The following is a 22857-nucleotide window of genomic DNA, read 5'->3' on the forward strand; positions in this document are numbered from 1 at the left end:
AGTCCCGGCGGTTAGACCAGGACGTGAGTGATTATAACAAAAGTGGTCGCGGGGAGAGGAGTTGAACCGACCACTTCACGCGGGAGAAAACCCTCGCCATCAGCGCTCTCGTTGCGAATTTCTTACGCGTTCGCTGTTCCGGGTTTGCAAAGCATCACCTTTATCGCCTACCGATTGATGACGGTCCTGTGCTGGTTCCATAACGATTGCTCGGCCGAATGAGTGTCCCTGCCCAAGATGATGCGCAATGCGTTCTCTCGCCGCTTCGATGATGCTGTGACGCGCGCGTACATCCTTGGGAAACGCACGTTCTAGCGCCTTCTCAATAATCACCATTTGCGATTGCGCCGCGACCAGATCGGCATCACGCGCCGCGGTCTGCCGATCGGCTGAGCGAAACTTCTCCGCCGTTACTCGCCAACGGTTGCGTGGCACCTGCCGCCGTTCGATACGCGCACTCCCGCTTGCTGCATCTATGATCTTGATCTCTTTGGTGACGCGTTCGACGCCATCCCTGCGCACCTGGATGCGATCGCCAGGCCTTGCCTTACTATCGGCGGTCGCCTTTTCAAGACCGACGCCCCAAACCTGATGCTGTCGACCGTTGTCGAGCTCGATGGCCACATAGGTGGATGGCTCGGCATCGTTCCGATTGCCATAGGGTGCCCGGCCGACCTCGATCAAGCGACCTGAGACACCCTTGTCGTAGTCAAGTCGTTCCGCGCGCCTGTCCCCGTCAGGAATCGGACGGACCTCCACCTCATGCGTGCGGGGATGTGTTCGGTTCCAGACTTCCTGCCGATCGGCAAGTGCCTGCCGATCGAGATCCGTTGGCCGATAGCCATGAACTTCGATGCCGCGGGCGCCGGCCTCAAGCCAGGCCTCGCGCCGGAATTCCGCGGAGCCGCGGACCTGGAGTGCGTCCCACCCTCGATGTCGCGCCACGCTGACCATGTCACGGATCACCTCGGCCGCGGTCAGCCGCGTGACCAGACGAACTTCGGTGATCTTGAAGGCGAGATACTCGCCGCGCTCGTCGGCGTAAAGGCGCACTTCGCCGTTTGGCCCGTCTCTTTCAGACTCATTGGCCACAACGTAGTATTTGGCGCGGATACGATCGGGCAGCGCCTTGCCGTCGACCGTCGCGGAGAATGACTTGTCGGCCGACACCGACTTCGCGTCGATATCCTCGCCCCGCCTATCGATCCTCGGATCGCGCCCGGTGCGATCCTGCCGTATGAGGCTGAACTCTTCGCTATCGTCAGGCACGCCGTTCATGCTGTCGTCCGTTCTGCTTGCGGCTGGAACGCCGGGCCGGGGGGATAGCCTGGGCGTCGATGTAATTCAGGGTCCAGGCTTTCATGTCGTCCTCCGAAAGGCCTTCCAGATTGACGTCCACGTCACCGAAATCGAAGGAGGCGTCGGCGGGAATTGTGGTGGGATCGGCCACCTCCTCATCGGTCATCGGGCGAGACCGAAATACCGCACGCAGCTCAGCGACCTCGGAGCGAAGCTCCTTGATCTCGGCGTCAAGCAGCGCGGTCGAGCGGCCCCTGGGCATCTCCGGGACAGGTGCCGGTAGCAGACGCCTCCGGAACCCCTTGTCTTCGTAGTATACGATCTTGTCAGCGATAACCGGAGGAATTCCGGTGCCCAGGATAAATGCCTTCGACTTTGGAAGAAGCTTCAGCTCTTGCGGGAGCATCAGGGCACGCCGATGTTCGGAGATCGTCTCGCTGGTCGAGCGCATCGCCAGCCCTTTCGGTCCGCTGCGGCTGCGCGCTTTCACGGTGTCGTAACCGATGCGCTCCGAGAGCTCATTTGCGACGTCCTGTTCCTTTGGGGCGAAGACGACCTCGACGGCATGGTTGGTCATGAAGTTGCGGGCGGCGTCGATCCCGTAGATCGCGCGGAGTTGAGCCGGGCTCTGAACCACGGTAAGCAGGCGGATGCCGTAACCGGCAATGAATGCCACGGATTTCGCGAGTACGTTGACATTGCCCAGCGCCGGAAATTCATCGAGCAACAGCAGCACCTTGCAATTGAGTCTGGGATTTTGTTCCGGCAGCTCGCGAGTATTGAGATCGACCACCTGCTGAAAGAACAGATTGAGAAGCGGCGCCATGCGGTCGAGATTGTCAGGGGTCACGCCGAGATAGATCGACATCGGCCGTTGCCGCAGCTGCCGCAGGTCGAAATCGTTGGTTGCGGTTGCCGCGTCGATGCGGGGATTGAGCCAAAGGCCAAGCCTCGCGGTCACGGTCTTACGAACCGAGTTCATGGTGTTTTCGGAAGCGGCGAGGAAGTCGTTTAACGCCGTGATGCAATGCCGCGACAGTGGCGAAGGGCCGGACTTGCGCGCGGCGATGAGTTTCTCAAAATGTGCCTTGAGGTCACTGGCCACTGACAGCTGATGCAGGATCTCACCGATCGTCAATGGCAAGCCAGGCGTTTCCGCGACATACCCGCCGATTGCCACAAAGGCCGAGCGTGCTGCCTCGAACCAGAACGGATCGCCGCGGCTTTCGGCCGGAAACAGCATGACGGAGATGCGTTGCAGATCGTCATAGAGGTCCGCAGGATCGCTGCGCACATAGCCCAGCGGATTATAGCGCGCCGTGCGACCGTTCTCCTCAAGCGGGTCGAACAGATAGACCTCCTGCCCATGGGCTGCCCGAAATCCGGCGGAGCGGTCCCAGTTCTCCTTCTTCACATCCAACACCACGACTGAATCCGGCCAATTGAGCAGGTTCGGAATGACGTAGCCGACGCCCTTTCCGGCGCGGGTTGGAGCGTAGACCAGGACGTGTTCCGATCCGCCGAAGCAGAGCAGTGCACCGTCCTTGCGGCCGAGAAGCACGCCATCCTTGGATCGCAGGCCAGCGGCCTTGATTTCGCGCTCGGACGCGAACCGAGCGCTGCCGTGCAGCGGGAGAGGACGGTGCCGGAAGATAGCGCCGAGCAGGCCAAAGACCACAACCGCGCCGGCGAGAGTCGAGAGGGTCAGCCAGCGGTCGAAACGTGGGTCGGCACCGTAACGGGGCCAGCCCGTGGCGATCTCCGACCAGTGCAGGCCGCCATCGTGAAGCCTGAGCCCCAGCAGCAAGACATTGGAGGCAACCAATAGGAATAGCGCGGAAGCCGCGAGCGCGATCGCAAGGCCTTGCGCCGCCCTAACGGAGGTGGTCGCGTTTGCGAACGGGGTCATAGTAGATCTCCGAAATGCGGTAGCGACCGTCCCGCTTCTGCATCTGGATGACGACGTCGACGAGAAGCAGCAGCAGCGACCGGATGTCGTCGCGATGTAGGTCTCGGCCTTCCGCACTTTCCTTCACCAACAACGTCAATTGCTCGAAAGCGAGCCGGGCGCTGTCGGCATGAACCGTCGTGATCGATCCTGGATGACCCGAGTTCACATTCCTCAGATAGAAGAATGCCGTTCCATCCCGCAGCTCCTGCAGCAGGATACGATCTGGCCGCATCCGCAGGCAGGACTCCAGAAGTTCGCGCGGACCAATTTTGGCGACGCCCTGCCCGTCCTTGGCGTACAGCAGCCGCACGCAATTCTGATGCGGGATGACAAACTCGGCGGTGTCCTCGATGGTGATGAGCCGCTCGTGTGCCGGGATCGCCGCGATCAACGCCTTGGACAGCGTCGTCTTTCCCGAACCAGTCGCCCCGGAAATGATGATATTGCGGCGGGTCGAGACGGCAAGCTGGAGGAAGTCGCGCCAGGCGCCCGCTTCTTTCAGGGCCAGAAGACGATTCTCGTCGGGAGTGAGTTCGTCATCGGCGATACGGACCTCATCGAACAGTTTTGTCCGCTCAAAGGCCTCCAGTGTCATCGTCAAAGCCGACGGCTTGCGGATCGTGAGACTGACCGTGCCGGCTGGCACGGCCGGCGGGGCCACGATCTGGCAGCGCTCCTCGCCAGTCAAGGTCGTCGACACCACTGGATGCTCCGGACCGATGTCCTGGCGGGTGTGACCGGCGGCCGCGGTCGCAAGATGCAGAAGGTAAGCATGGGTGAGTGCTGGTGCTTCATGGCGGGTCCAACCGTCAGGTCCTTCCACGAAAATCTCGCCGGGGCGGTTGACGACGATTTCGGTCAGGGAGTTGTCTGCCAGAAATGGAGCCAGCGGCTCCAGATAGCGCGCCAGCACGAGCCGGCTGCCATCGCGTTCCATGGCGTGTACGGCGCTCACTTTGTCACCACGGCCGGGGCCGCGATGCCCCCGGGGATGGTGCGGTCCAAAATCTGCGTGCGGGTCTCGGTCCGCCGGAGTTGATAGACCGAGGAGAAATCGACATCGCGAGCGACAAAGATATTGACCAGTTCGCCCTGATTTTTGTTGAGCGTCGGCGGAATGTTGATCGACTGCTCGACAGCGATACCGGCGGCGGTGTTGGTGGCGCCGGTGGTGTTGTTGATCTGGATGGAGCTGTCCTGCAGCTGCTGACGTCCGATCGAGGAGGCATCGCTAACGATCGACAGCAACAGCGCCGAGCCGAACCGTTCGAAGAAGTGGGTGTCGATGTCGCCGTCGAAGCCCGCGCGGCCCAGCGCATCGGTGGCCGGCGAGGCCAATGCCGCAATGACGCCGGTCGGCGTCTTGGCGCGGGTCCACAGCACGAACAGGCGTTTTGAGCCGCGTCGCACGTTGCCGCGATATTCACCGACCACTTGCGTGCCCTTTTCCATCAGCACCACGTTGCCGGAATCCGACATCACGTCGCGCACCACGACGCAGGAGACGAAACCCGCCACGTCTGAGGACATCGCCGTCTCCAGCACGCACGGGATCGAGGTGCCCTGGGTGATGAGCAGATTGCGGTTGGGAAGCCGCGCTGCGCGCACGCCCTCGATCGGCGTGGGCTTCAGCTTGTCGGCAAGGTCGTTGCGCGGCTCCCCCCGGCCAAATCCATAGGGGTCGGTGACGACACTTCCGGTTACGCTGTCGTGGGCCGCGCGTCCTGCAGAATTCGGCCGGTTATAGGCCAGCACGGGCGCGCGCCGGGCGCTCTCCAGAAGCTGGTCCGAGGCGGGCGCAGGTGCCGCCGGCGTGGCTGCGACCGGCGCGGCTCCAATTGAGGCCGTGGTAACAGGTGCGGCCGGCGCTTCCGGGATCGGCTCGAACGCTGCCGCCTGGCGGATCACCAGCCTGCGGGCGGAATCGCTGACCGGCTTATCGCCTTTCCAGGTCCCCCAGATGATCAGAGCGGCAAATGCGGTGAGCGCCAGCGCTCCGAAGCCGCGTTTGAGCATCGCCGCGCGAGCGTTGTCCCCTCCTCCCACAGGCGTAATGCCGCGGTCGCCGGCGATCGTCTCATCGTGATGTTCGGTCATATCGCGCTCGCCTATCGTGGCCTTAGGGTTGGTGGTGATTTCTTCGCTCGCCGTTCGATCGAAGGGCTTGTGGTGTTGGTACCCGGGTTAATCCCCACCGGGTCGAACGCTTCGTTGAAAATGCAGAGCACGGTATCGCCTTTGCGCAGCCGAAATTCCCGGGCCGTGGCGTGAACAACCACGAGCTCGCCGCGGACATCCTTGGGCACCAGGCTTTCCGAGCCGTCCGAGTTGATCAGATAGATCGCGGGGATTTCGCGGTTGCCCGCAAAGCGGAACGTGGTCTCTTTGCCATCGTCGAAAACGGCTTCGGGCTCGAGGTCGACCGAGCCCTGCGCGGAGAAGCGCCAGTTGCGCGCGCCATAGGCATGATGCAGGTCAAAAGTTTGTTCGATCAGCGCGCCTTCCCGCTCGGCGCCGCGGGCGGCTGCTTCAGTGCGCCGACGCTCGATCTCGTCGCCGGGATAGGTGAAGCGGACGACAAAGTAGCTGTCCGCAAGCGTCGTCTCGGCGATCGATAACTCGAATTGATACGAGCGCTTGCGGCCATCGGGGCGCGTGGTAACGACCTGTAGGTTGGTCGGTGGATGTTTTTCCCGCGGCTTGAGGAACAGGATTGAGCCTGCTGGTGCGACCTCCCATGCAATCGAATCGCCGATCGCGACATGCGCGACCTCTTCGTCATCGGCAAACAACACCTGGGTCGACGCCCGTATTACGCCATTGACCCGGACGACGTTGGCTGGATCGTAGGTCACGGTTCGCACGCGCGCATCATGTTGTCCCGGTGACGGCTGTTGCAAGGCCAGCACCGGCTCCGCGAATCCCAGGGCGAACGTCATCAAGAGAACGAAAGCTTTCATGGCACGACCTCCGGATCGGCGCGATATTCCGAGACCAGGAAGCCGAGAGGATTGATGAGACGGTCGGCGGAGGACATTGGCGCATTGGCGTAGGAAAACGTCAGGGTGGAGACCCAATGGGTCACGCGGGTTTCCTCGCCCTTGCGGCTTTCTTTCATGAAGCGCACGGAGGCGACATTATCGGCCAGGAGCGAAATCGCCTTGATCCGCACCGTGGCGACCCCGAAACGGCCCTGAACGACTTGCGGGCTTTCGGGATTGGAGCCGCGGTACCATGCCGCGAAGCGGGCCTGTTCGCCCTGCGCCGAGAGCAAGGAAATAGTGCGGAAATTGGTCTCGGCCTCCGGAAAGCTGTAACCTTCACGCGCGCGAACGTAGCGTCCGAGAAAATACTTGGTGACGGCTTCGTCATAGCGCGCCGGCGTCGAGGTGAGGGCGGAGACGGTGTCCACAGTGCCGGTGGAATTATCGACCCGGATGACGAACGGCTCGACCGTCTTCAGGGGAGCTAGGGCCGCGACTGCACTGAGCGAGGCAACCGCCAATACGCAGGCAACCGCGGCAATCACCCATGCCGTTCGCCGCGAACGATGCGCAGATAGCAGCAGATCCTGTTCCCATCGACGCGCATTGGCGAAATAGGCTTTGAGGTCATGATGTCCGACCATCTCACGCCTCCTTGCCGCAGGCGCGGTAAGAGGCTGCGATGGTGGCCTCGTGGCCTGATGCGGCGAGTTGGGCCGAGGTGGCTGCCGGGCCGGTCTCGCCTTTGCGGATGACTGGTGCCGCCGCGGATGGCGGAGGTGCTGACTCCGGCGTGGCCAATGGCGTACCCGTCTCCCAATCCCACAGCGAGCGATTGAGCGGCCGCCGAGCCTGGCCATCGCACGATGGTGGCCCCTTTGACCAGTTCGCGCACCCGCCAAGTTGAACTGCGATGACGCAGATGATGAATAGTCGACGCCACATCGTTCTGATGCCCCTTTGTCTTTGTCGCCTGCTGCCGACGATGATTGCCTACGCCGCCGTGGTCCCCGGCGATCGGGTGCGCCGCATACTGCCGCCCTGCCGGCTGGCTCTTATGGCGGCGAGACCGCGGTTGGCTGACCAGCGGGCTCCAGCATAAGCGCCGCCGGCTGCGGCCGTCGCGTTGGCGATCATTGGGCTCGTGACCAGCCGGCTTGCGAGCGAAGCGCCACCCCCCGCGAGACCGCCTGCGATGATCGGCAGTTGAAGCGCGATGTATCCGGACAGACCGAGCACCGCGCTGATCGCGACCGCGGCCACCACCATCTCTCCGGCCGTGCCTGCGTTTGCTGCGAACCTGTCGATGAAGCCGCTGACGGTGGTCAACATCAGCCCGACCAGCGCCACCACCAGCACCAGCAGGATCACGAAGTTCGCGACCTGCCGAAGCCAGGCTTCCGTAAAGGGCCGCGTGGCCTCAAATAATCCAAGTGCAATGAAGAGCGGCCCAAGCGCGATCACGACGCCGAGACCAACTTTGGCATAGAGCAGGATGGCGAACTGCAAGAAGGAGCCAACGGCGACAAAAATCAGGAGAATGGCGGCAATCAGTGCCGGAGCCACGTCGGTTATTCCTGCTTGATCGTAGATCTTATTGGCGACGTCAATTCCCTTGGACAGAAGCTGATCGAAAGGAGCTCCTGAACTCGTGTTCAGCCCGGAGCCCGCTAACGCGTTACCGATCTCCCTCGGCAAGGAATCAAAGAAAATGCCCGTGACGTACTGCTGGAACGCGCCTGAATTGGTCGCGAGCATAACCACGACAACAATCCGCATCGCCCGCCAGGCAAATTCCATGACGGGCTCGGAGATTGCGCCCCTCATCACTGCAAAGCCGTAGAGAATCACATAGAGCATCACGGCCGTGCGGAGCGGACCATCAATGTAGGAGGCAAGATTCGATACCGAGGTCGACACGAATGTCGTGATCGGCTGCTCGAACTCCTTCAAGAAGCTGTCAAAGACGTCTATGGCCATCGCCGCGATCCTTACTTCAGGGCGTCTTTCATCTCTTGGACGGTGATCTTCTTGCGAGCTTCGTTGGCGTTGATGCAGTCGGCCGTATTCCCGCGTTCGCCTGGGTTATCGCGGCACGCCTTGAGCGTTGCCTGAAGCTCATCCCGATGATTAAAGAACCAGCTGACGGTCTTCGTCGACTGTGCATTGTCGGAATCCTTGCAGCCGGTAAGAGCAGCCGCAACAGCGATCGCCAGCATAGATGCCTTCATTGTCATTGTAGGGCCGCCTTCATTTCGTCGACCAATTGGTGCCGCTTCTCGCGCTCCCGCTGGCCATCCATGTCCGTGCGGGCTTGCTGGATCATCGCGAGCCCCTGCATCCGGAGCACATCATTCTGCAGCAGAGCCTGTTCGGCTTGCAGCCGCGCCGAGAGATCGAGTGTCTCCTTGACATCGGTCGCCGAGCTGATGCGCGTTCTCAACTTTTCGAGTGCATCGATACGCTGCGAGGCCGTGTCGTAGACCGCCTGGCCCATGGAGTGCTTGGCGCCGGTCTGCCGCGCGATCCGGTCGAGCTCGCTCTGGTAATAGGAATTGCCGCTGTTACCTGCATAGGCGCGGTTCTGCGAAAGATAATGGTTCATCGCGTCGGCGAAGTTGCCGCCACCCTGCCCCGCCACGAGACGTTCGATGTCAGAGAATTGTTGGGGCAGGACTTTCCGGAGCTGGGGCGTGTTTAGCAGCGCGCCGATGTCGTTGGCGTTGGTCCGCTTGTTGAAACTGTCGTAGAGCTGCTTGGCCTGGTTCAATTGATCCTGCGCCACCCTGAGCTGGGACGTCAGGGTATCGACCTGCTTCTTCAGCTCCGTTAGTTGCTCGAATTGCCGGGCATAGACGCTGGGATCGAACACGATCTCCGCTTCTGCGGGAAATGGCGTCAGGAGGGCCACGATAGATACGCAGGTGAAGATCGCCGGGATACGCTGAACCATCATCGGACGTCGCTCCGCTCCGCGTGAAATACCGGAAGCCATTGAACCGGATCGTCGCCGACCTCCGCCCGGACGCGGTCGAGCAGTTCGACCGTTTCCGTTCGTCCTGACAGGACGGCGAGCGCATCGTCGAAGCCGCCGAGATCAAGCTCCGCCACCACCGAATTGTGGCCTTGCTTGACGAGGAAACGTCGGCTTTCGGGCGCGATCTCCTCTTTGATCAGACGGAATTCAGTGTCGGTCAGATGGAAACCGTCGACATAGTCCGAGCGCGTCCCCCGCGCATTCGGCAGGAAGATTTGCGTCGGGCATTGCTCGACGATGGTGTGTGCGATCGGAGAGGCCAGCGCGTCGCGCGGTGACTGCGTCCCGAACACCATGACGCCGTTCTGTTTGCGGATGGTTTTGAGCTTGTTGTTGGCGAGATCACGGAATGCCTCGTCGCCAAGCGCTTTCCAGAACTCATCGATGTCGATGATCAGGCGTCGGCCGTCGATCAGGCGCTCGACCCGGTGGAACAGATACATCATGAGCGGCGTGCGAACGGCCGGATGATCCAGCAGATCGGTCATGTCGAAGCCGATGAACCGGGCCTCCAACCCGATGGCATCCTGCTCGCCATCCAGCACCCAGCCGAAGGGAGCGCCCCGGCACCATCGCTCCAACCGTGCGCCGATCCCTTCGCGATCCTGTTGGCCGAGAAAGGCCCGCAGCGCCCCGAACGAGCGCTCCGGCTGCCGAAGTTGGGCGAGGGCCCGCAATCCGGAATCGATCCGCTCCTCCTCGGTCACGGTCAGCGGGCGGTTTTCCGGTGTGACAAGCTTCCGGACGAGTTCACCCAGGAAAGAAAGATTGCTCGGCGTCAGCTCCAGCGCCTTGAGCGGCGCGCAGCCGGTTGCGACGCCATTGCGGAGTGTCAGATAGGTGCCGCCGGCGGCGCGAACGAATATCTCGGCACCGCGGTCCTTGTCGAAGAAGACGTAGGTGGCGCCGAGCCGCTCGGCCTGCGATAGCAGGAAGTTTTGAACGACGGTCTTTCCGGAGCCCGACGGGCCGCAGATGAAGGTGTTGCCGAGGTCGCCGTGATGGAACGAGAAGTAGAACGGCGAGCCGGAGGCGGTTTTGAGCATCGCGACCGCGGGTCCCCAATGGTTGCCGGCAGGCTGTCCGGTGGGATAGGTGTGGAACGGGGAGAATGCTGCGAAATTGCGTGAGCTGATCGCCCCAGTCCGTGCCCGATACTTGAACAGCCCGGGGAGTTGCGCCCAATAAGCCGCTTCAAGTCCGAGATCTTCGCGCGCCACCACGGCACCCGCATCCGCCAGGGCGCGTCGCGCCACGCTCATGTGATCCTGCAGTTGCGAAGGCGTCTCGGCATAGATCAGTAGCGAAAGGTGATGATCTCCAAGCGCGAACCTGTTGGATTCGAGATCGTCGAGCGCGTCAGCGAGTTCGTCGATCTGCGAGGCCGCCGGATCCTGAGCCGAGACCAGTTGGTTCTGCTTACGCGTCAGGACCGTCTTGGCGTCGGCTTTCGACAAGAACGCGAAGGATTGCGTGAGGATAATCTCGAAAGGCGCCGAAAGCAGCGCGTTCAGCAGGCCGGGCCTGGTGGACGCCGGATATTCCTTGAGTCCAAACATGCCAGCGAAGCGCGATCCACCGGCGCCTCGGATTTCGATGGCTTCTCGGCCGAAGATGACGCGGTTTGAATAGAGCGCAGGACCAATCGGGCCTTGCGGCAATGGCATGGGCATCCACTCGCCGGAGGCGACGGCGTGGAGCAATTCCATTGGCTCCGAGAACACGATGCCATCGCGCTCAGCCAATCCGAGGGCATGAGCGCCGTAACGCTCCAATGCCGCGACCATATCCCGCCTGGCATCGTTGAGCCGCTTCAAGGCGTGGCTGTCGACCTCGAGGGAAGCCGCAGCGCTCCGGCCAAGCCGTTTGAAGAACGCAGCTGCGGCGTCAGCGGGGGCGCGGCCGGGATGCCAAACCAGCGTCAGATAGAGATCGTTGCGAAATAGCGCTGCCTCGCAAAGCCGGTCGCGATATTCCGCGTCGAGGGAGGCTGCAAATGTCGATCGGAACGCACCGTCCGGATAGTCCGACGTCCGGTGCCGTACTAGATGGGTCCAGAGGGCCAGCCGCGGATCCGCAACATTGCGCAGCGTGAGGTTCAGCTTGGCGTGAAGTCCGTTCAGATCAGCCGTCTCGGCGGTCTCGAACGAGGTGCCGTCGAGCCGGATCACCGTGAGCAGGGCCCGTGTTGTAAGACTAATCACCGTATCGGTGACATGCCGGCCGAACGGCAGGTAGACATCGGGCCCGATCTCTCGGGTTTTAAGCGCTGCGTCACGCATAACGAAGGTCTCGTGTTTGATATCGCCGAACGAGCTTGAGCGGCGTACAGGACGATCCGCCCCAGAATGACGCGTTGCGCGTGCGCCCGCGGGTTTCGATCCAGGCGAGCAGAATCCGGAACATATTGGGATCGTGCCGGCAGATGATGCGGCAAAGACCATGGATCGGAATCGCGACCAGGCCGTAGATGATGCTTCCGGCCACCAGGAACAGGATGCAGGAAAACATCACGTTGAGCGCCATGGCTTCCATGGTAACGCCGGCAATCATGGCCGGACGCGTGCAGGCGAGGAACAGGGTATCCTCCGTAAGACGCGCGGCCTCGATCATCAGCGACCTCCGGTCAAGGTCGAGACCACCTCGGAGGCGCCGAACGTGATGGCGACACCGAGCACGACTAGGCGGCCTTGCGCAGGTCGAGATAGCCGAACATCCAGGCGATGCCGACGATGATGACCGCCAGCGTCGCCAGCAGGCGCGCGACATTGCCGGTTAACATGTTGACGATGTTTTGCAGCACGCCCTCGATGTTCGCGGTCTGCGCGAGGGCAGGCTCGACCAAGGCGATGCTGAGAACGGTCGCCATGCAGAGGAGTGCGGCGGAGTTCTTAAGCGAAGAGGTCATGACACGGCTCCGATTAGCAGTGCAGCCGGACCAGCCCGGACCGCGGTGTTGGGTTGAGACAAAAGAAAAGAGGTCCTTCAGCGTTCATAGACAAAGGCTGACGAGCCTAGTCCCGAGCGATAGACGTCCCAGGGCCGGCGCTCGCTGGCAGAGGCGGTGGGGTGATTGATTGTCGTATCACCGGTGGGGCGATCACGCCCGGTGGTCGCCATCGGCTCTATACGGGGCTCCGAGACTTGACCGGAAGCCTTGGGCGCGAAGCTCGCGACAACCTTGGCAATCGCCTGGTCGTGATCTGTGCTTTTCATGCGCGCCGCTTGCAACCGCGCATCGAACAATCTGCCAAGGCCAGCAATGTGCTGGCACGCATCGAACGTGGTGCCGGCCGTCAGCCCGGCCCTCTTTGTTTCCTCAGCATCAAGTTGAGCGAGACCGGTCCGAACCTGCTGGCCGGCGGCGATGGCCTCCGTCGTGAGCTGGATGGCTTCGTCACGATCGGTGGCCTGAATTGGAATCGGTTTGCTCCCTTCGATCGTGATGAGCAGCGGCTCGAACGAACTCGCCTGCCGCACGATTGCCGTTAGCGGGCGGACCATTGTCGTCGGGGCGCATCGCTCGACAAGAGCCGCGAATGCAGCTGGATCCATGTTGAGAGCCTTTTTGTGAGGAGCTGAGACGTTCGATGCTAGGCGGCGATCGTCAGGTTCGACGGCGCGTCAATTGCTCCCCCTGAAATCTGCCCGGCCGCTCGGATCGCGCCGAGCGCCTCCTCGCTGATCGGCAGCAATCCAGCGATGGCGTTGGTCGTCCCGATTTGACGAGGCGTGCCGAGGCGATCGAGACGCCATCCGGCCCGGCGCAGGATGCGTTCCATACGCAGATCAGTGACCGTTGCGATGGCCTGAAGGTCGCGCTGCTGAGCCCACTCGATCATTGCTGCAAATAGCAGGAACGTTGCTTTGCGCAGACCGTTCTCCGCCGTAGCCGCAACAGTCTTTGTGTCAACGCAAAAGCGTGAGCTCTCCCAAATTCTGGCAGCCCTCGGCGCCGGGTTGCCATCTAGCAACACCGGAAACGTATCCGCCAGCATGTTGCGCCCGGTGGTTGGCAGCAGGCGAACACAACCAGCAACGTCGCTCTGCTCAACGGCGAGGAGATACGTCGGATTAAATGTGTCGTACTGATCGATCTCCAATCCGTCGGAGACAGGGACGTCCCAGTCAAGCCGTTCCTTGAACACGCGACCTCGCAGGCGATGCATTCCCGTTGTCAGTTCAGAATCTTGCAGGAGCGCTGTACGGGGACGCACAATGACTTTCATTCTTAACCTCCGGCTTACGAATCAGTAGCTTCGAGATCAAGAAAGCAGGCGCGGTCGCGGCGTTGCGCTGTCAGTTCTGACAGGACGTTATGGTCCTGTTGGGGTCGCGAACCGGATTTGCAGGCGTGGCCATCCGCGCGCACTTTGGAAACTCTATAAGTTCGCGACGCGCGGATCTGACAGCGCAGGGAATGGAATTCCTAAACCTCTAGAAACGGAGAAAAATAGTTGCTTTGAGTGGCCGCAGTCCAGAGGTTGTTTCTCCTCCGTCAATGTTCGCGTTGCTGCTGTAGTTTTGACAGGGCGATATGGAATTGTTCTTGCCGCAAAGCTGCCGCAACGCCGCAATACACGCTCACACGCAGCGCGCGAATCAAGCGCGTTGTTCGCGTAATGGACCTCAGGACAGTTCAAAAAGGGGCACAATGAAAGGTGTCAAAAGAGCATGCGATGAATTTGTCGATTGTCTTCACTCTGCCCATACGGAAGATGATTTTCGGCGAGTCGCGGAACGAACTGCGCATGGGTTGGGATTCCGCTGGTTCGCCTATTTTGGCCACCGCGCGAACGGCCCCAAACTGATCTCTTCCTATCCGAAAAATTGGACAAGTCACTATTTTCGCGAAGGGTACGACAACATCGACCCCGTTCTTCAGGAACCGCGAAACACAAGCCGGATGCTGCTGTGGGATGGCCGTGAGGCGCGAAGCGCAAAGTCGCCGAAGGAACGCCGTCTGTTTGACGATGCGCTTAGTTTCAAGATCAGGACCGGCCTTACCGTTCGCATTCCCTCGAGCCAAAACCAGTTCGCGGCATTCACTTTGGCGGTGGACGACCGCAGCCTTGGACTCGATCGTTTCATCGAGACCTCACAAGACATGTTGGAAACGGTGGGTCTCAACTTCCATGCCCACGTGAGTGCCAAGATAGGACGTACGTCATCAGGCGGGATAGGAAGCCCACTAACCCAGCGCGAGCGGCAGTGTCTCGCGTGGATCTCTGACGGCAAGACGATGCAGGACATTGCGGAGCTTCTTGACGTCACGCCGCGAGGCGTGAAGTTTCATCTGGACAATGCCAGGCGAAATCTTGCCGCACTAACCCTTCCACACGCTGTGGCCCTCGCGCTTCGGCAGGGATTGCTGCCGTAATGTGTAGAGCAACCGTGCGGGTCAGCAAGCGCGGCCCCAAGCTCGGCGGTTAACGGAGAGTGAGCTTGCCAAGGAGGTGCAACGGTCTCGTCAACTGAGCTCGGCGCCATCATTTGCAGTATTCAGCTAAGAGCGGATCGCTGCTCGCAATTCATCGTACCCATGTCTTCGCGGAATCTTCCAGCGCGGAATTGGGCGTCGCCCTGCGGGCCCGGGCTATTGGCTACGCTGAAGCCCCGCAAGCGGGTCTTCCCCCTTGCGGGCGGCCATCCCTGACGCAAACGGCCCGAATCCCTGAACAACCGTACCGGCTGATCGATCGGAAGCAGCTTCACGCCTGCTCGGATCGGGCGCTAATCCCTAAGTGCGCGCAATGCTGATGGCCTTGAGTACGTCGAATGGAAACGACGCTTTCGCGACGCTGCCGCCGTGTGGTCGGCAAACAGCTTTCGTTGATGCCGAGGTTCAGGACGACGTCGCTCTGGCTGTCGATCAAGGCAGCAAAGGCCGCGCGGACGAAAGACGTGCACTTGACACACCATGCTTCCGGTAAAGGACCAACCCCGCTCTCGAATCGGCTTTCCTTGGTTCAGGTTCGGCCTTCTACGATCAACCCGCAAGGGGTTCGCTACGCAAGCGTGCGACCTCTTCGGCTTCGCCTGCGAGGTGACCGCAGCCGCCCCCGAACACGTCGGCGCCTGTCGAGCGGGGATGGTCCCCGCCGCAAGACGGGAGCCTTTCAATGTCGCACAATCTCACTCTCGCTCAGAACTATGCCTTCGATCTGGCTCGCACGCTCATGGTGCCGGTCATTCTTTTCCAGGCTGACAACGAATTCGGCGTGATGGTCTCCAGCGAGTACGACGGCGATCAAGACGCCATCGTTCATGAGTATGACCCCTGGAGCCCGGCTCATTGAGCCGGGTGACCGGCTGCCGCTGGCGCCATGCCGGCTGCAAGGGAGGCTTCGCCGCGCCTGACGATGCGACGACTGACCGTTGGTCAGCGCGCCCTTGCATTCGGCAGGCTTCGCGGCCGGTCGGGGATGTTCCGCATGGCGAGAAACAAGAGAGACTAACAGAAGAAGGGGCGGACCCGCCTGCGCGAGTCCGGTGCAAGCAAATGGACAAGAGAGAAATCGAAGAGCTGCGCCAAAAGGTCGGCTGCGCGGCCCTGCTGGAGAAAGACGGCTGGAAGGTCGACGTCAAGGAAAGCACCCGACGCGCGATCAAATATCGCCGTCACAGCAATATCATCATCGTCATCCACGAAGGCCGCGGCTGGTTCGACCCGTTGTCGCCGGCGAAAGGGGACGTATTTTCGCTCGCCGAACATCTTGGATCTGTCGGTTTCTCTGACTCATGCGACCGTGTTGCGGATGCGGTTGGCTTCCTTCCCAGCACACCTGTGTGGCAGCGTCCGGCAAGGCCCAAGGCGCTTGGGTCTATTGCTGAGCGGTGGGGACATCGTGTCACGCCGCGCCCGGGCTCGCCAGCCTGGCGCTATCTCACCGATGATCGCGGGCTGCCGGCCGACATTGTGAAGCAGGCGGCCGCCTGCAATCGTTTGCGTGAGGGGCCAAAGGGCAGCATGTGGGCGGCACATAGCGATTCTGCTGGAGCGCTCACGGGCTGGGAGGAGCGTGGGCCGGCATGGCGCGGCTTCGCCAGTGACGGCGCCAAGGAGCTGTTTCGCTTCGGACCGGCCAGGTCCGAGCGGATTTGCATCACTGAGGCGGCCATTGATGCCATGAGCCTTGCCGCGATCGAGATCCACCGCTCCGACACCCTCTATGTCAGCACCGGAGGCGGCTGGTCCCCGGCGACGGATCATACCATCCGCAATCTGGCCAAGCGCGCCAACGTCCGCCTCGTGGCGGCGACCGACAACAATCGGCAGGGTGACGTCTATGCCGATCGCATTCGTGCCATCGCCGGGGACGCCCGCGCGGAGTATGCGCGATCGCGATCGCGCACCGACGATTGGAATGATGATCTGAAGGCCCTGATTGCGACATCTTGATGCGGCCCGCGAAGGTGACGCGCAGGCCGCGAGCGCCGCTAGGATCGCCGCATGGGTGTGGATCTGATGCTGCCGAGAGTGGGAGGGGAGGAGATCGCATGAGGAGGGACAATGAAATGGGAATGAAGCGCTGCCGCATGCCCGGCCAGCGCGTCAAGGGTGAAGCTTCGCCCGCGTTCCGCGGCCCTTGACCCGCCGGACCTTCGATGCGGCCGGCGAGGAGGTGTGATGAAGGACTGAAGTGACGAAGAGATCAGGCGGATCGCTCGCGCTTCAGTCCGGCCAGGCCGAAAGGAGCCGCCAATGCACACCTCACCCACCATCCGCAAAGTCTTCGAAGGCGTCGCGACGCGCCCCGAGATGCACCGTATGTTCAACCGCCATCGCGGCAATCCGGCCATGGCCGAGGGGGAGGCATGGCACCTCTTCGCCGGCGAGTGGTTCGAGATCGCGGAGTTCGAGTATGATTACATGCTCGAAATCCTGCCGCCGCTATGGATGCGCGCCGACATGTTCGCGATGCGCGAATTCATGACGGCAAGCGTGACAAGCGTTTTCCTGTCACTTTTGATTGACGGCCAGATGCGCTGGTTCCACGGCTACTGCGACCTGTCGGACGGAGCGTCGCCGGAGCGGATGAAGGCCGCGATCGTCGAGCGCGAATCTCGTCCTGTCCGCGCGATGACGCGCGAAGAGCGGCTCGAGCACATCTGGTCGAGCACGCACGACGACTACCGCGGCTATGCCGGCGAGCGCTGGCCCGCCGCCGTGCGCGGCCGCCGCACCGTGATCGTCTACGCCGGCCAGCATGGCACCGCGCTGAAGCTGCTGGACGACCTCACCGAAGCGGAGATCGCAGCGAAACTGCCGGTGCAGCTCCGCCACCTGCCGGAGGCGGTCGCGGCCTAGCGGGCCGCCCGCCCTCCTTGACCTGCAAGCAGCCCGGCCTCCCGCCGGCCCTCCCCTCAACCCGAAACGCCGTGCCGTCCGCCAAAGCCCGCTCGGGTGCGCGGTCGCGCGCGCCCAGCAGAAAGGACATTTCCAATGGCTCAGGACGACCCTTTCACGATCGACCTCCTCGGCGACACCGCCCTCTCCTCGGGCCTCGGCCTCGGCGTCACCGCCTTCGCCTCCGATTTGGATGGCGACGACCACGACGGCGACCCGCTGCCGTCGGCCCCGGCCCCGGCCCCGGTCGTGCCGGCGCTCGCCCCCGTGCGGCCTTGCGCGCCGCGGACTCGCACGCGCGGCGACAACTTCCACCTCGCCGGCGACCGCCGCCTGGCAAAGGGCTGGAATCAGCGCGCCCGCGACAGCGTCGCGGCCATTCGACTGGCTGCGCAGATCGAGGCGGAGCAGCGGCCCGCCTCGCCGGACGAGCAGCGGCAGTTGATCCGCTTCACGGGCTTCGGCGCCTCCGAGCTCGCCAACGGCGTCTTCCGCAGGCCGGGCGAATCCGAGTTCGCGCTGGGCTGGGGGGAGATCGGCACCGACCTCGAGGACGCGGTCGACGACGCCGGCTACGCCTCGCTAGCGCGATGCACCCAGTACGCCCACTTCACGCCCGAGTTCATTGTCCGCGAAATCTGGTCAGGCCTGCAGCGCCTCGGCTGGCGCGGCGGCCGCGTGCTCGAGCCCGGCATCGGCACCGGGCTGTTTCCGGCGCTGATGCCGGAGGAACTACGCGAGACCTCCCACGTCACGGGCGTCGAGCTCGACCCCGTGACCGCACGCATCGCCCGGCTGCTGCAGCCGCGGGCGCGGATCGTCACAGGCGATTTCGCACGCACCGAGCTGCCGGCCAGCTTTGATCTCGCCGTCGGCAATCCGCCGTTCTCGGACCGGACCGTGCGCTCGGATCGCGCGTACAGGTCGATGGGCCTGCGGCTGCACGACTACTTCATCGCGCGAGCAATCGACCTCCTGAAGCCCGGTGCTCTCGCCGCCTTCGTCACGAGCACCGGCACGATGGACAAGGCGGACGCCTCGGCGCGTGAGCACATCGCGAAGTCGGCCGACCTGATCGCAGCCATTCGCCTGCCCGCGGGCAGCTTCCGCGCCAGCGCCGGCACCGACGTCGTCGTCGACATTCTGTTCTTCCGCAAGCGCAAGATTGGCGACGCAGAAGGCGACCTGTCGTGGCTCGACATTGACGAGGTTCGGCCGGCGGCGGAAGACGAGAGCGCGATCCGCGTGAACCGATGGTTCGCGCAGCGCCCGGACTTCGTGCTCGGCGCGCACGCGCTCGCGTCCGGTCCCTTCGGCGAGGCCTACACCTGCCTGTTGCGCGAAGACGAGGATCTCGAAGCGAGGCTCAAAGCCGCGATCGGCCTCCTTCCGGAAGCCGTCTACGACGGCGAGCCCGAGGTAATCGATCCCGACCTGGAAGAAGCCGGCGATCCATCTGACGTCGATTGGCCTGTCGATCGCCATGTGCGCGAGGGCAGCTACTTCTTCGACAAGGCCCACGGCTTGATGCAGGTCGTCGACGGCGAGCCCGTCGCGGTGAAAACGCGCCAGAGCCGCAGCGCCGACGTCATCCCGGAAAAGCACGTGCGCATCATCAGGAAGCTGGTTCCGGTCCGCGACGCCGTTCGCGAGGTGTTGAAAGCGCAGGAGCTCGACCGGCCGTGGAGGGACGCGCAGGTCAGGCTCCGTATCGCCTGGTCGAACTTCGTCCGCGACTTCGGCCCGATCAACTTCACGACCGTCTCCATGACGGAGGACGAAGAGAGCGGCGAGGTGCGCGAGACGCACCGCCGGCCGAATATCCAGCCCTTCCTCGACGACCCCGACTGCTGGCTGGTCGCCTCGATCGAGGACTACGACCTCGAGACCAACACCGCGAAGCCCGGGCCGATCTTCACCGAGCGGGTGATCGCGCCGCCGGCGGCCCCGGAAATCACCAGCGCGGCAGACGCGCTCGCCGTCGTCCTCAACGAGCGCGGCCGCGTCGACATCGACCACATCGCCGAGCTGCTGCACCGGGACCGCGACGACGTCGTCGCCGAACTCGGCAGCGCCGTCTTCCGCGACCCCGCGAACGGCTCGTGGCAGACGGCGGACTCGTACCTGTCGGGACACGTGCGCGAGAAGCTGAAGGCTGCTGCTGCGGCGGCCGCGCTCGACCCCTCCTACGAGCGCAACGTCACCGCGCTGCAAGCCGTGCAGCCCGCAGACCTCAAGCCCTCCGACATCACCGCGCGTCTGGGCGCGCCGTGGATTCCGGCAGTCGACGTCGTCGCCTTCGTCAAGGCGACAATGGACGCCGACATCAAGATCCATCACATGCCCGAACTCGCCTCCTGGACCGTGGAGGCACGTCAGCTGGGCTGGATGGCGGCCGGCACGTCGGACTGGGGCACCGACCGCCGGCACGCCGGCGAACTTCTCGCCGACGCGCTAAACAGCCGCGTCCCGCAGATCTTCGACACGGTCAAGGATGGCGACAGCGAGCGCCGCGTCCTCAATATCGTCGACACCGAAGCCGCCAAGACGAAGTTGCAAAAGATCAAGGACGCGTTCCAGCACTGGATCTGGTCCGATCCCGACCGCACTGACCGCCTTGCGCGGGTCTACAACGACCGCTTCAACAATATTGCGTCGAGAGCTTTCGATGGCTCGCACCTGAAGCTCCCGGGCGCCTCTGGCGCTTTCGTTCTTTTTGGACACCAGAAGCGCGGCATTTGGCGAATCGTCTCGGCCGGCTCGACCTACTTGGCGCACGCGGTGGGTGCCGGCAAGACCATGACGATGGCCGCCGCCGTCATGGAGCAGCGCCGGCTCGGCCTCGTCGCCAAGGCGATGCTGGTCGTTCCGGGGCACTGTCTTGCGCAAGCCGCACGCGAGTTTCTCGCGCTCTACCCGAATGCCCGCATCCTCGTCGCCGACGAGACCAACTTCATCAAGGACAAGCGGCACCGCTTCCTGTCGCGTGCTGCGACCGCGACCTGGGATGCGATCATCATCACGTACAGCGCCTTCCGCTTCATCGCGGTGCCGTCGGCGTTCGAGCAGCAGATGATCCAGGACGAGCTCGAACTCTACGAGACCCTGCTGACCAAGGTCGAGAGCGACGACCGGGTCTCGCGCAAGCGCCTCGAGCGATTGAAGGAAGGCCTGAAGGAGCGGTTGGAATCGCTCGCGACGCGCAAGGACGATCTGCTGACGATCTCCGAGATCGGCGTCGACCAGATCATCGTCGACGAGGCGCAGGAGTTCAGGAAACTCTCCTTCGCGACCAACATGTCGACCTTGAAGGGCGTCGACCCGAACGGTTCGCAGCGCGCATGGGACCTCTACGTCAAGTCGCGCTTCATCGAGACGAAGAACCCGGGCCGTGCGCTCGTGCTCGCCTCCGGCACGCCGATCACCAACACGCTCGGCGAGATGTTCTCGGTGCAGCGCTATCTCGGCTACGCGGCGCTCCTTGAGCGCGGGCTGCACGAGTTCGACGCCTGGGGGAGTACATTCGGCGATGTCACGACCGAACTTGAGCTGCAGTCTTCCGGCAAATACAAGCCGGTGACGCGCTTCGCTACCTTCGTCAACGTGCCGGAGCTCATCGCCATGTTCCGTTCTTTCGCGGACGTGGTGATGCCGGAGGACCTGCGTCAGTACGTGAAGGTGCCGGCGATCTCGACCGGAAAGCGCCAGATACTCACCGCAAAGCCGTCGCCGGCGTTCAAGCGCTACCAGACCCTGCTCGGCGAGCGCATCAAGGCGATCGAGGAGCGCGACCGCGCACCGGAGCCCGGCGACGACATCCTGCTGTCAGTCATCACCGACGGCCGCCACGCCGCAATCGACCTGCGTCTGGTGGATCCGGATAGCGACAACGAGGCCGACAACAAGCTGAACCTGCTGGTCGGCAACGCCTTCCGCATCTGGAGCGAGACAGCCGAGAGCAGCTACACGCGCACGGACGGCAAACCCTTCGAGTTGACTGGCGCCGCGCAGATGATCTTCTCCGATCTCGGCACCATCAGCGTCGAGAAGAGCCGCGGCTTCTCCGCCTACCGCTGGATCCGCGACGAGCTGGTCCGCCTCGGCGTGCCACCGGGCGAGATCGCCTTCATGCAGGACTACAAGAAGTCGGAGGCGAAGCAGCGCCTGTTCGGCGACGTGCGCGCCGGCAAGGTCCGCTTCCTGATCGGCTCCTCTGATACGATGGGCACCGGCGTCAATGCGCAGCTTCGTCTGAAGGCATTGCACCACCTCGACGTGCCCTGGCTTCCGTCGCAGATCGAGCAGCGGGAGGGCCGCATCGTGCGGCAGGGCAACCAGCACGACGAGATAGACATCTTCGCCTATGCGACCGAAGGCAGCCTCGATGCGCAGATGTGGCAGAACAACGAGCGCAAAGCCCGCTTCATCGCTGCCGCGCTCTCCGGCGACACCTCGATCCGTCGGCTTGAGGACATGGGAGAGAGCCAGGCCAACCAGTTCGCCATGGCAAAGGCCATCGCGTCGGGCGACCCGCGCTTGATGCAGAAAGCCGGCCTCGAAGCCGACATCGCGCGGCTCGAGCGGCTGCGGGCTGCGCACATCGACGATCAGCACGCGGTACGGCGGCAGATGCGCGACGCCGAACGGGACATCGAGCTTTCCGTCCGTCGCATCGGCGAGATCGGCCGGGACATCGAGCGTCGTATCCCGACCGCCGGTGACGTCTTCACCATGGCGGTGACGGGAGATCCTCACGTCGAGCGCAAGCTCGCCGGCCGCGCGCTGATGAAGGAGATCCTGACGCTGGTGCAGCTTCAGCACGAGGGCGAGACCGTCATTGCCTCGATCGGTGGTTTCGACATCAAGTTCAGCGGCGAGCGAGGCCGGGACGGCTATCGCTACACCACGATGCTGCTGCGGACCGGCGCCGAATACGAGATCGAGTTGCCGGTGACGGTCACGCCGATCGGCGCGATCGCCCGTATCGAGCACGCGGTGGCCGAGTTCGAGGGCGAACGGGAGCGCTACCGCCAGCGCCTCGCCGACGCCCGCGGACGGCTTGCGTCTTACGAGTCCCGCGATGGCGGGGACTTCGCCTTTGCCACCGAGCTTGCCGAAAAGCGGCGGCAGTTGGCCGAGGTGGAGAAGGCCTTGGCGGAGGACAGCGAAAGCGCTGGTGAGCTGGCCACGGCCGCATGATAAAAAGGGAGGAGAGAGGAAGGGAGAAGGCCCGCTC

The 22857-nt window shown here is 63.0% G+C and carries 18 protein-coding genes and 1 pseudogene; 5 read left to right on the forward strand and 14 right to left on the reverse strand.

The window, feature by feature from the left end; genetic code table 11:
* Positions 1-99: 99 nt before the first annotated feature.
* The 14 genes and pseudogenes from IVB27_RS26610 to IVB27_RS26675 form a co-directional block, all read right to left on the reverse strand.
* Positions 100-1278, reverse strand: a complete 1179-nt coding sequence (locus IVB27_RS26610; protein ID WP_247446065.1) for an LPD7 domain-containing protein — start codon at positions 1276-1278, stop codon at positions 100-102.
* Positions 1262-3208: a type IV secretory system conjugative DNA transfer family protein gene (locus IVB27_RS26615; RefSeq protein WP_247446066.1), complete on the reverse strand. Its 1947-nt coding sequence runs from the start codon at positions 3206-3208 to the stop codon at positions 1262-1264. The genes IVB27_RS26610 and IVB27_RS26615 overlap by 17 nt, the downstream gene beginning before the upstream one ends.
* Positions 3174-4187 (reverse strand): P-type DNA transfer ATPase VirB11, encoded by a 1014-nt coding sequence (gene virB11 / locus IVB27_RS26620; RefSeq protein ID WP_247446098.1) that lies wholly within the window; start codon positions 4185-4187, stop codon positions 3174-3176. Before virB11 ends, IVB27_RS26615 begins: the two co-directional genes overlap by 35 nt.
* A 14-nt stretch (positions 4188-4201) precedes the next feature.
* Positions 4202-5347: a type IV secretion system protein VirB10 gene (gene virB10, locus IVB27_RS26625; RefSeq protein WP_247446067.1), complete on the reverse strand. Its 1146-nt coding sequence runs from the start codon at positions 5345-5347 to the stop codon at positions 4202-4204.
* A gap of 11 nt (positions 5348-5358) precedes the next feature.
* Complete coding sequence (virB9, locus tag IVB27_RS26630; protein WP_247446068.1) at positions 5359-6210, reverse strand: P-type conjugative transfer protein VirB9; 852 nt, start codon at positions 6208-6210, stop codon at positions 5359-5361.
* Positions 6207-6878 carry a VirB8 family type IV secretion system protein gene (locus tag IVB27_RS26635; protein ID WP_247446069.1) on the reverse strand — a complete coding sequence of 224 codons (672 nt, stop codon included), beginning with the start codon at positions 6876-6878 and terminating at the stop codon, positions 6207-6209. Before IVB27_RS26635 ends, virB9 begins: the two co-directional genes overlap by 4 nt.
* Before the next feature lie 349 nt (positions 6879-7227).
* On the reverse strand, positions 7228-8187 hold the full coding sequence (locus tag IVB27_RS26640; RefSeq protein ID WP_247446070.1) for a TrbL/VirB6 family protein: 960 nt from the start codon (positions 8185-8187) through the stop codon (positions 7228-7230).
* 38 nt (positions 8188-8225) lie between these two features.
* Complete coding sequence (locus IVB27_RS26645; protein WP_247446071.1) at positions 8226-8453, reverse strand: EexN family lipoprotein; 228 nt, start codon at positions 8451-8453, stop codon at positions 8226-8228.
* Positions 8454-8467: 14 nt separating this feature from the next.
* The gene (virB5, locus tag IVB27_RS26650; protein WP_247446072.1) at positions 8468-9190 is read right to left on the reverse strand and encodes a P-type DNA transfer protein VirB5; all 723 of its coding nucleotides are present in this window, start codon (positions 9188-9190) and stop codon (positions 8468-8470) included.
* Complete coding sequence (locus tag IVB27_RS26655; protein WP_247446073.1) at positions 9187-11553, reverse strand: VirB4 family type IV secretion/conjugal transfer ATPase; 2367 nt, start codon at positions 11551-11553, stop codon at positions 9187-9189. The genes virB5 and IVB27_RS26655 overlap by 4 nt, the downstream gene beginning before the upstream one ends.
* A complete protein-coding gene (locus IVB27_RS26660; protein WP_247446074.1) occupies positions 11546-11884 on the reverse strand; it encodes a VirB3 family type IV secretion system protein in 339 nt (112 codons plus the stop codon). The genes IVB27_RS26655 and IVB27_RS26660 overlap by 8 nt, the downstream gene beginning before the upstream one ends.
* Positions 11884-12179 (reverse strand): annotated as a pseudogene (locus tag IVB27_RS26665) (TrbC/VirB2 family protein). Before IVB27_RS26665 ends, IVB27_RS26660 begins: the two are co-directional and overlap by 1 nt.
* Positions 12180-12256: 77 nt before the next feature.
* Entirely contained in the window at positions 12257-12826 is a 570-nt protein-coding gene (locus IVB27_RS26670) for a lysozyme family protein (RefSeq protein WP_247446075.1), read from the reverse strand.
* A 38-nt stretch (positions 12827-12864) separates the two neighbouring features.
* The gene (locus IVB27_RS26675) at positions 12865-13500 is read right to left on the reverse strand and encodes an acyl-homoserine-lactone synthase (protein ID WP_247446076.1); all 636 of its coding nucleotides are present in this window, start codon (positions 13498-13500) and stop codon (positions 12865-12867) included.
* A 425-nt stretch (positions 13501-13925) separates the two neighbouring features.
* Here IVB27_RS26675 and IVB27_RS26680 point away from each other — a divergent pair, with 425 nt between their 5' ends.
* From IVB27_RS26680 to IVB27_RS26700, 5 genes are all read left to right on the forward strand, one after another.
* Positions 13926-14651, forward strand: coding sequence for a LuxR family transcriptional regulator (locus IVB27_RS26680; protein WP_247446077.1), 726 nt, complete (start codon positions 13926-13928; stop codon positions 14649-14651).
* A 742-nt stretch (positions 14652-15393) separates the two neighbouring features.
* Positions 15394-15570 (forward strand): hypothetical protein, encoded by a 177-nt coding sequence (locus tag IVB27_RS26685; protein WP_247446078.1) that lies wholly within the window; start codon positions 15394-15396, stop codon positions 15568-15570.
* A 203-nt stretch (positions 15571-15773) separates the two neighbouring features.
* Positions 15774-16673: a DUF3991 and toprim domain-containing protein gene (locus IVB27_RS26690; RefSeq protein WP_247446099.1), complete on the forward strand. Its 900-nt coding sequence runs from the start codon at positions 15774-15776 to the stop codon at positions 16671-16673.
* A 303-nt stretch (positions 16674-16976) separates the two neighbouring features.
* Positions 16977-17582 (forward strand): DUF1419 domain-containing protein, encoded by a 606-nt coding sequence (locus tag IVB27_RS26695; RefSeq protein WP_247446079.1) that lies wholly within the window; start codon positions 16977-16979, stop codon positions 17580-17582.
* Between the two features lie 135 nt (positions 17583-17717).
* The gene (locus IVB27_RS26700; RefSeq protein WP_247446080.1) at positions 17718-22820 is read left to right on the forward strand and encodes a helicase-like domain-containing protein; all 5103 of its coding nucleotides are present in this window, start codon (positions 17718-17720) and stop codon (positions 22818-22820) included.
* Positions 22821-22857: the final 37 nt, after the last annotated feature.

The organism is Bradyrhizobium sp. 197, from assembly GCF_023073375.1.
GTDB lineage: Bacteria > Pseudomonadota > Alphaproteobacteria > Rhizobiales > Xanthobacteraceae > Bradyrhizobium.

What these genes read in the sequence shown, in the direction of transcription:
- IVB27_RS26610 (WP_247446065.1), bottom strand. Translation starts at nt 1,278, where the DNA reads ATGAACGGCGTGCCTGACGATAGCGAAGAGTTCAGCCTCATACGGCAG.
- IVB27_RS26615 (WP_247446066.1), bottom strand. Translation starts at nt 3,208, where the DNA reads ATGACCCCGTTCGCAAACGCGACCACCTCCGTTAGGGCGGCGCAAGGC.
- virB11 (WP_247446098.1), bottom strand. Translation starts at nt 4,187, where the DNA reads ATGGAACGCGATGGCAGCCGGCTCGTGCTGGCGCGCTATCTGGAGCCG.
- virB10 (WP_247446067.1), bottom strand. Translation starts at nt 5,347, where the DNA reads ATGACCGAACATCACGATGAGACGATCGCCGGCGACCGCGGCATTACG.
- virB9 (WP_247446068.1), bottom strand. Translation starts at nt 6,210, where the DNA reads ATGAAAGCTTTCGTTCTCTTGATGACGTTCGCCCTGGGATTCGCGGAG.
- IVB27_RS26635 (WP_247446069.1), bottom strand. Translation starts at nt 6,878, where the DNA reads ATGGTCGGACATCATGACCTCAAAGCCTATTTCGCCAATGCGCGTCGA.
- IVB27_RS26645 (WP_247446071.1), bottom strand. Translation starts at nt 8,453, where the DNA reads ATGCTGGCGATCGCTGTTGCGGCTGCTCTTACCGGCTGCAAGGATTCC.
- virB5 (WP_247446072.1), bottom strand. Translation starts at nt 9,190, where the DNA reads ATGATGGTTCAGCGTATCCCGGCGATCTTCACCTGCGTATCTATCGTG.
- IVB27_RS26655 (WP_247446073.1), bottom strand. Translation starts at nt 11,553, where the DNA reads ATGCGTGACGCAGCGCTTAAAACCCGAGAGATCGGGCCCGATGTCTAC.
- IVB27_RS26660 (WP_247446074.1), bottom strand. Translation starts at nt 11,884, where the DNA reads ATGATCGAGGCCGCGCGTCTTACGGAGGATACCCTGTTCCTCGCCTGC.
- IVB27_RS26670 (WP_247446075.1), bottom strand. Translation starts at nt 12,826, where the DNA reads ATGGATCCAGCTGCATTCGCGGCTCTTGTCGAGCGATGCGCCCCGACG.
- IVB27_RS26675 (WP_247446076.1), bottom strand. Translation starts at nt 13,500, where the DNA reads ATGAAAGTCATTGTGCGTCCCCGTACAGCGCTCCTGCAAGATTCTGAA.
- IVB27_RS26680 (WP_247446077.1), top strand. Translation starts at nt 13,926, where the DNA reads ATGAAAGGTGTCAAAAGAGCATGCGATGAATTTGTCGATTGTCTTCAC.
- IVB27_RS26685 (WP_247446078.1), top strand. Translation starts at nt 15,394, where the DNA reads ATGTCGCACAATCTCACTCTCGCTCAGAACTATGCCTTCGATCTGGCT.
- IVB27_RS26690 (WP_247446099.1), top strand. Translation starts at nt 15,774, where the DNA reads ATGGACAAGAGAGAAATCGAAGAGCTGCGCCAAAAGGTCGGCTGCGCG.
- IVB27_RS26695 (WP_247446079.1), top strand. Translation starts at nt 16,977, where the DNA reads ATGCACACCTCACCCACCATCCGCAAAGTCTTCGAAGGCGTCGCGACG.
- IVB27_RS26700 (WP_247446080.1), top strand. Translation starts at nt 17,718, where the DNA reads ATGGCTCAGGACGACCCTTTCACGATCGACCTCCTCGGCGACACCGCC.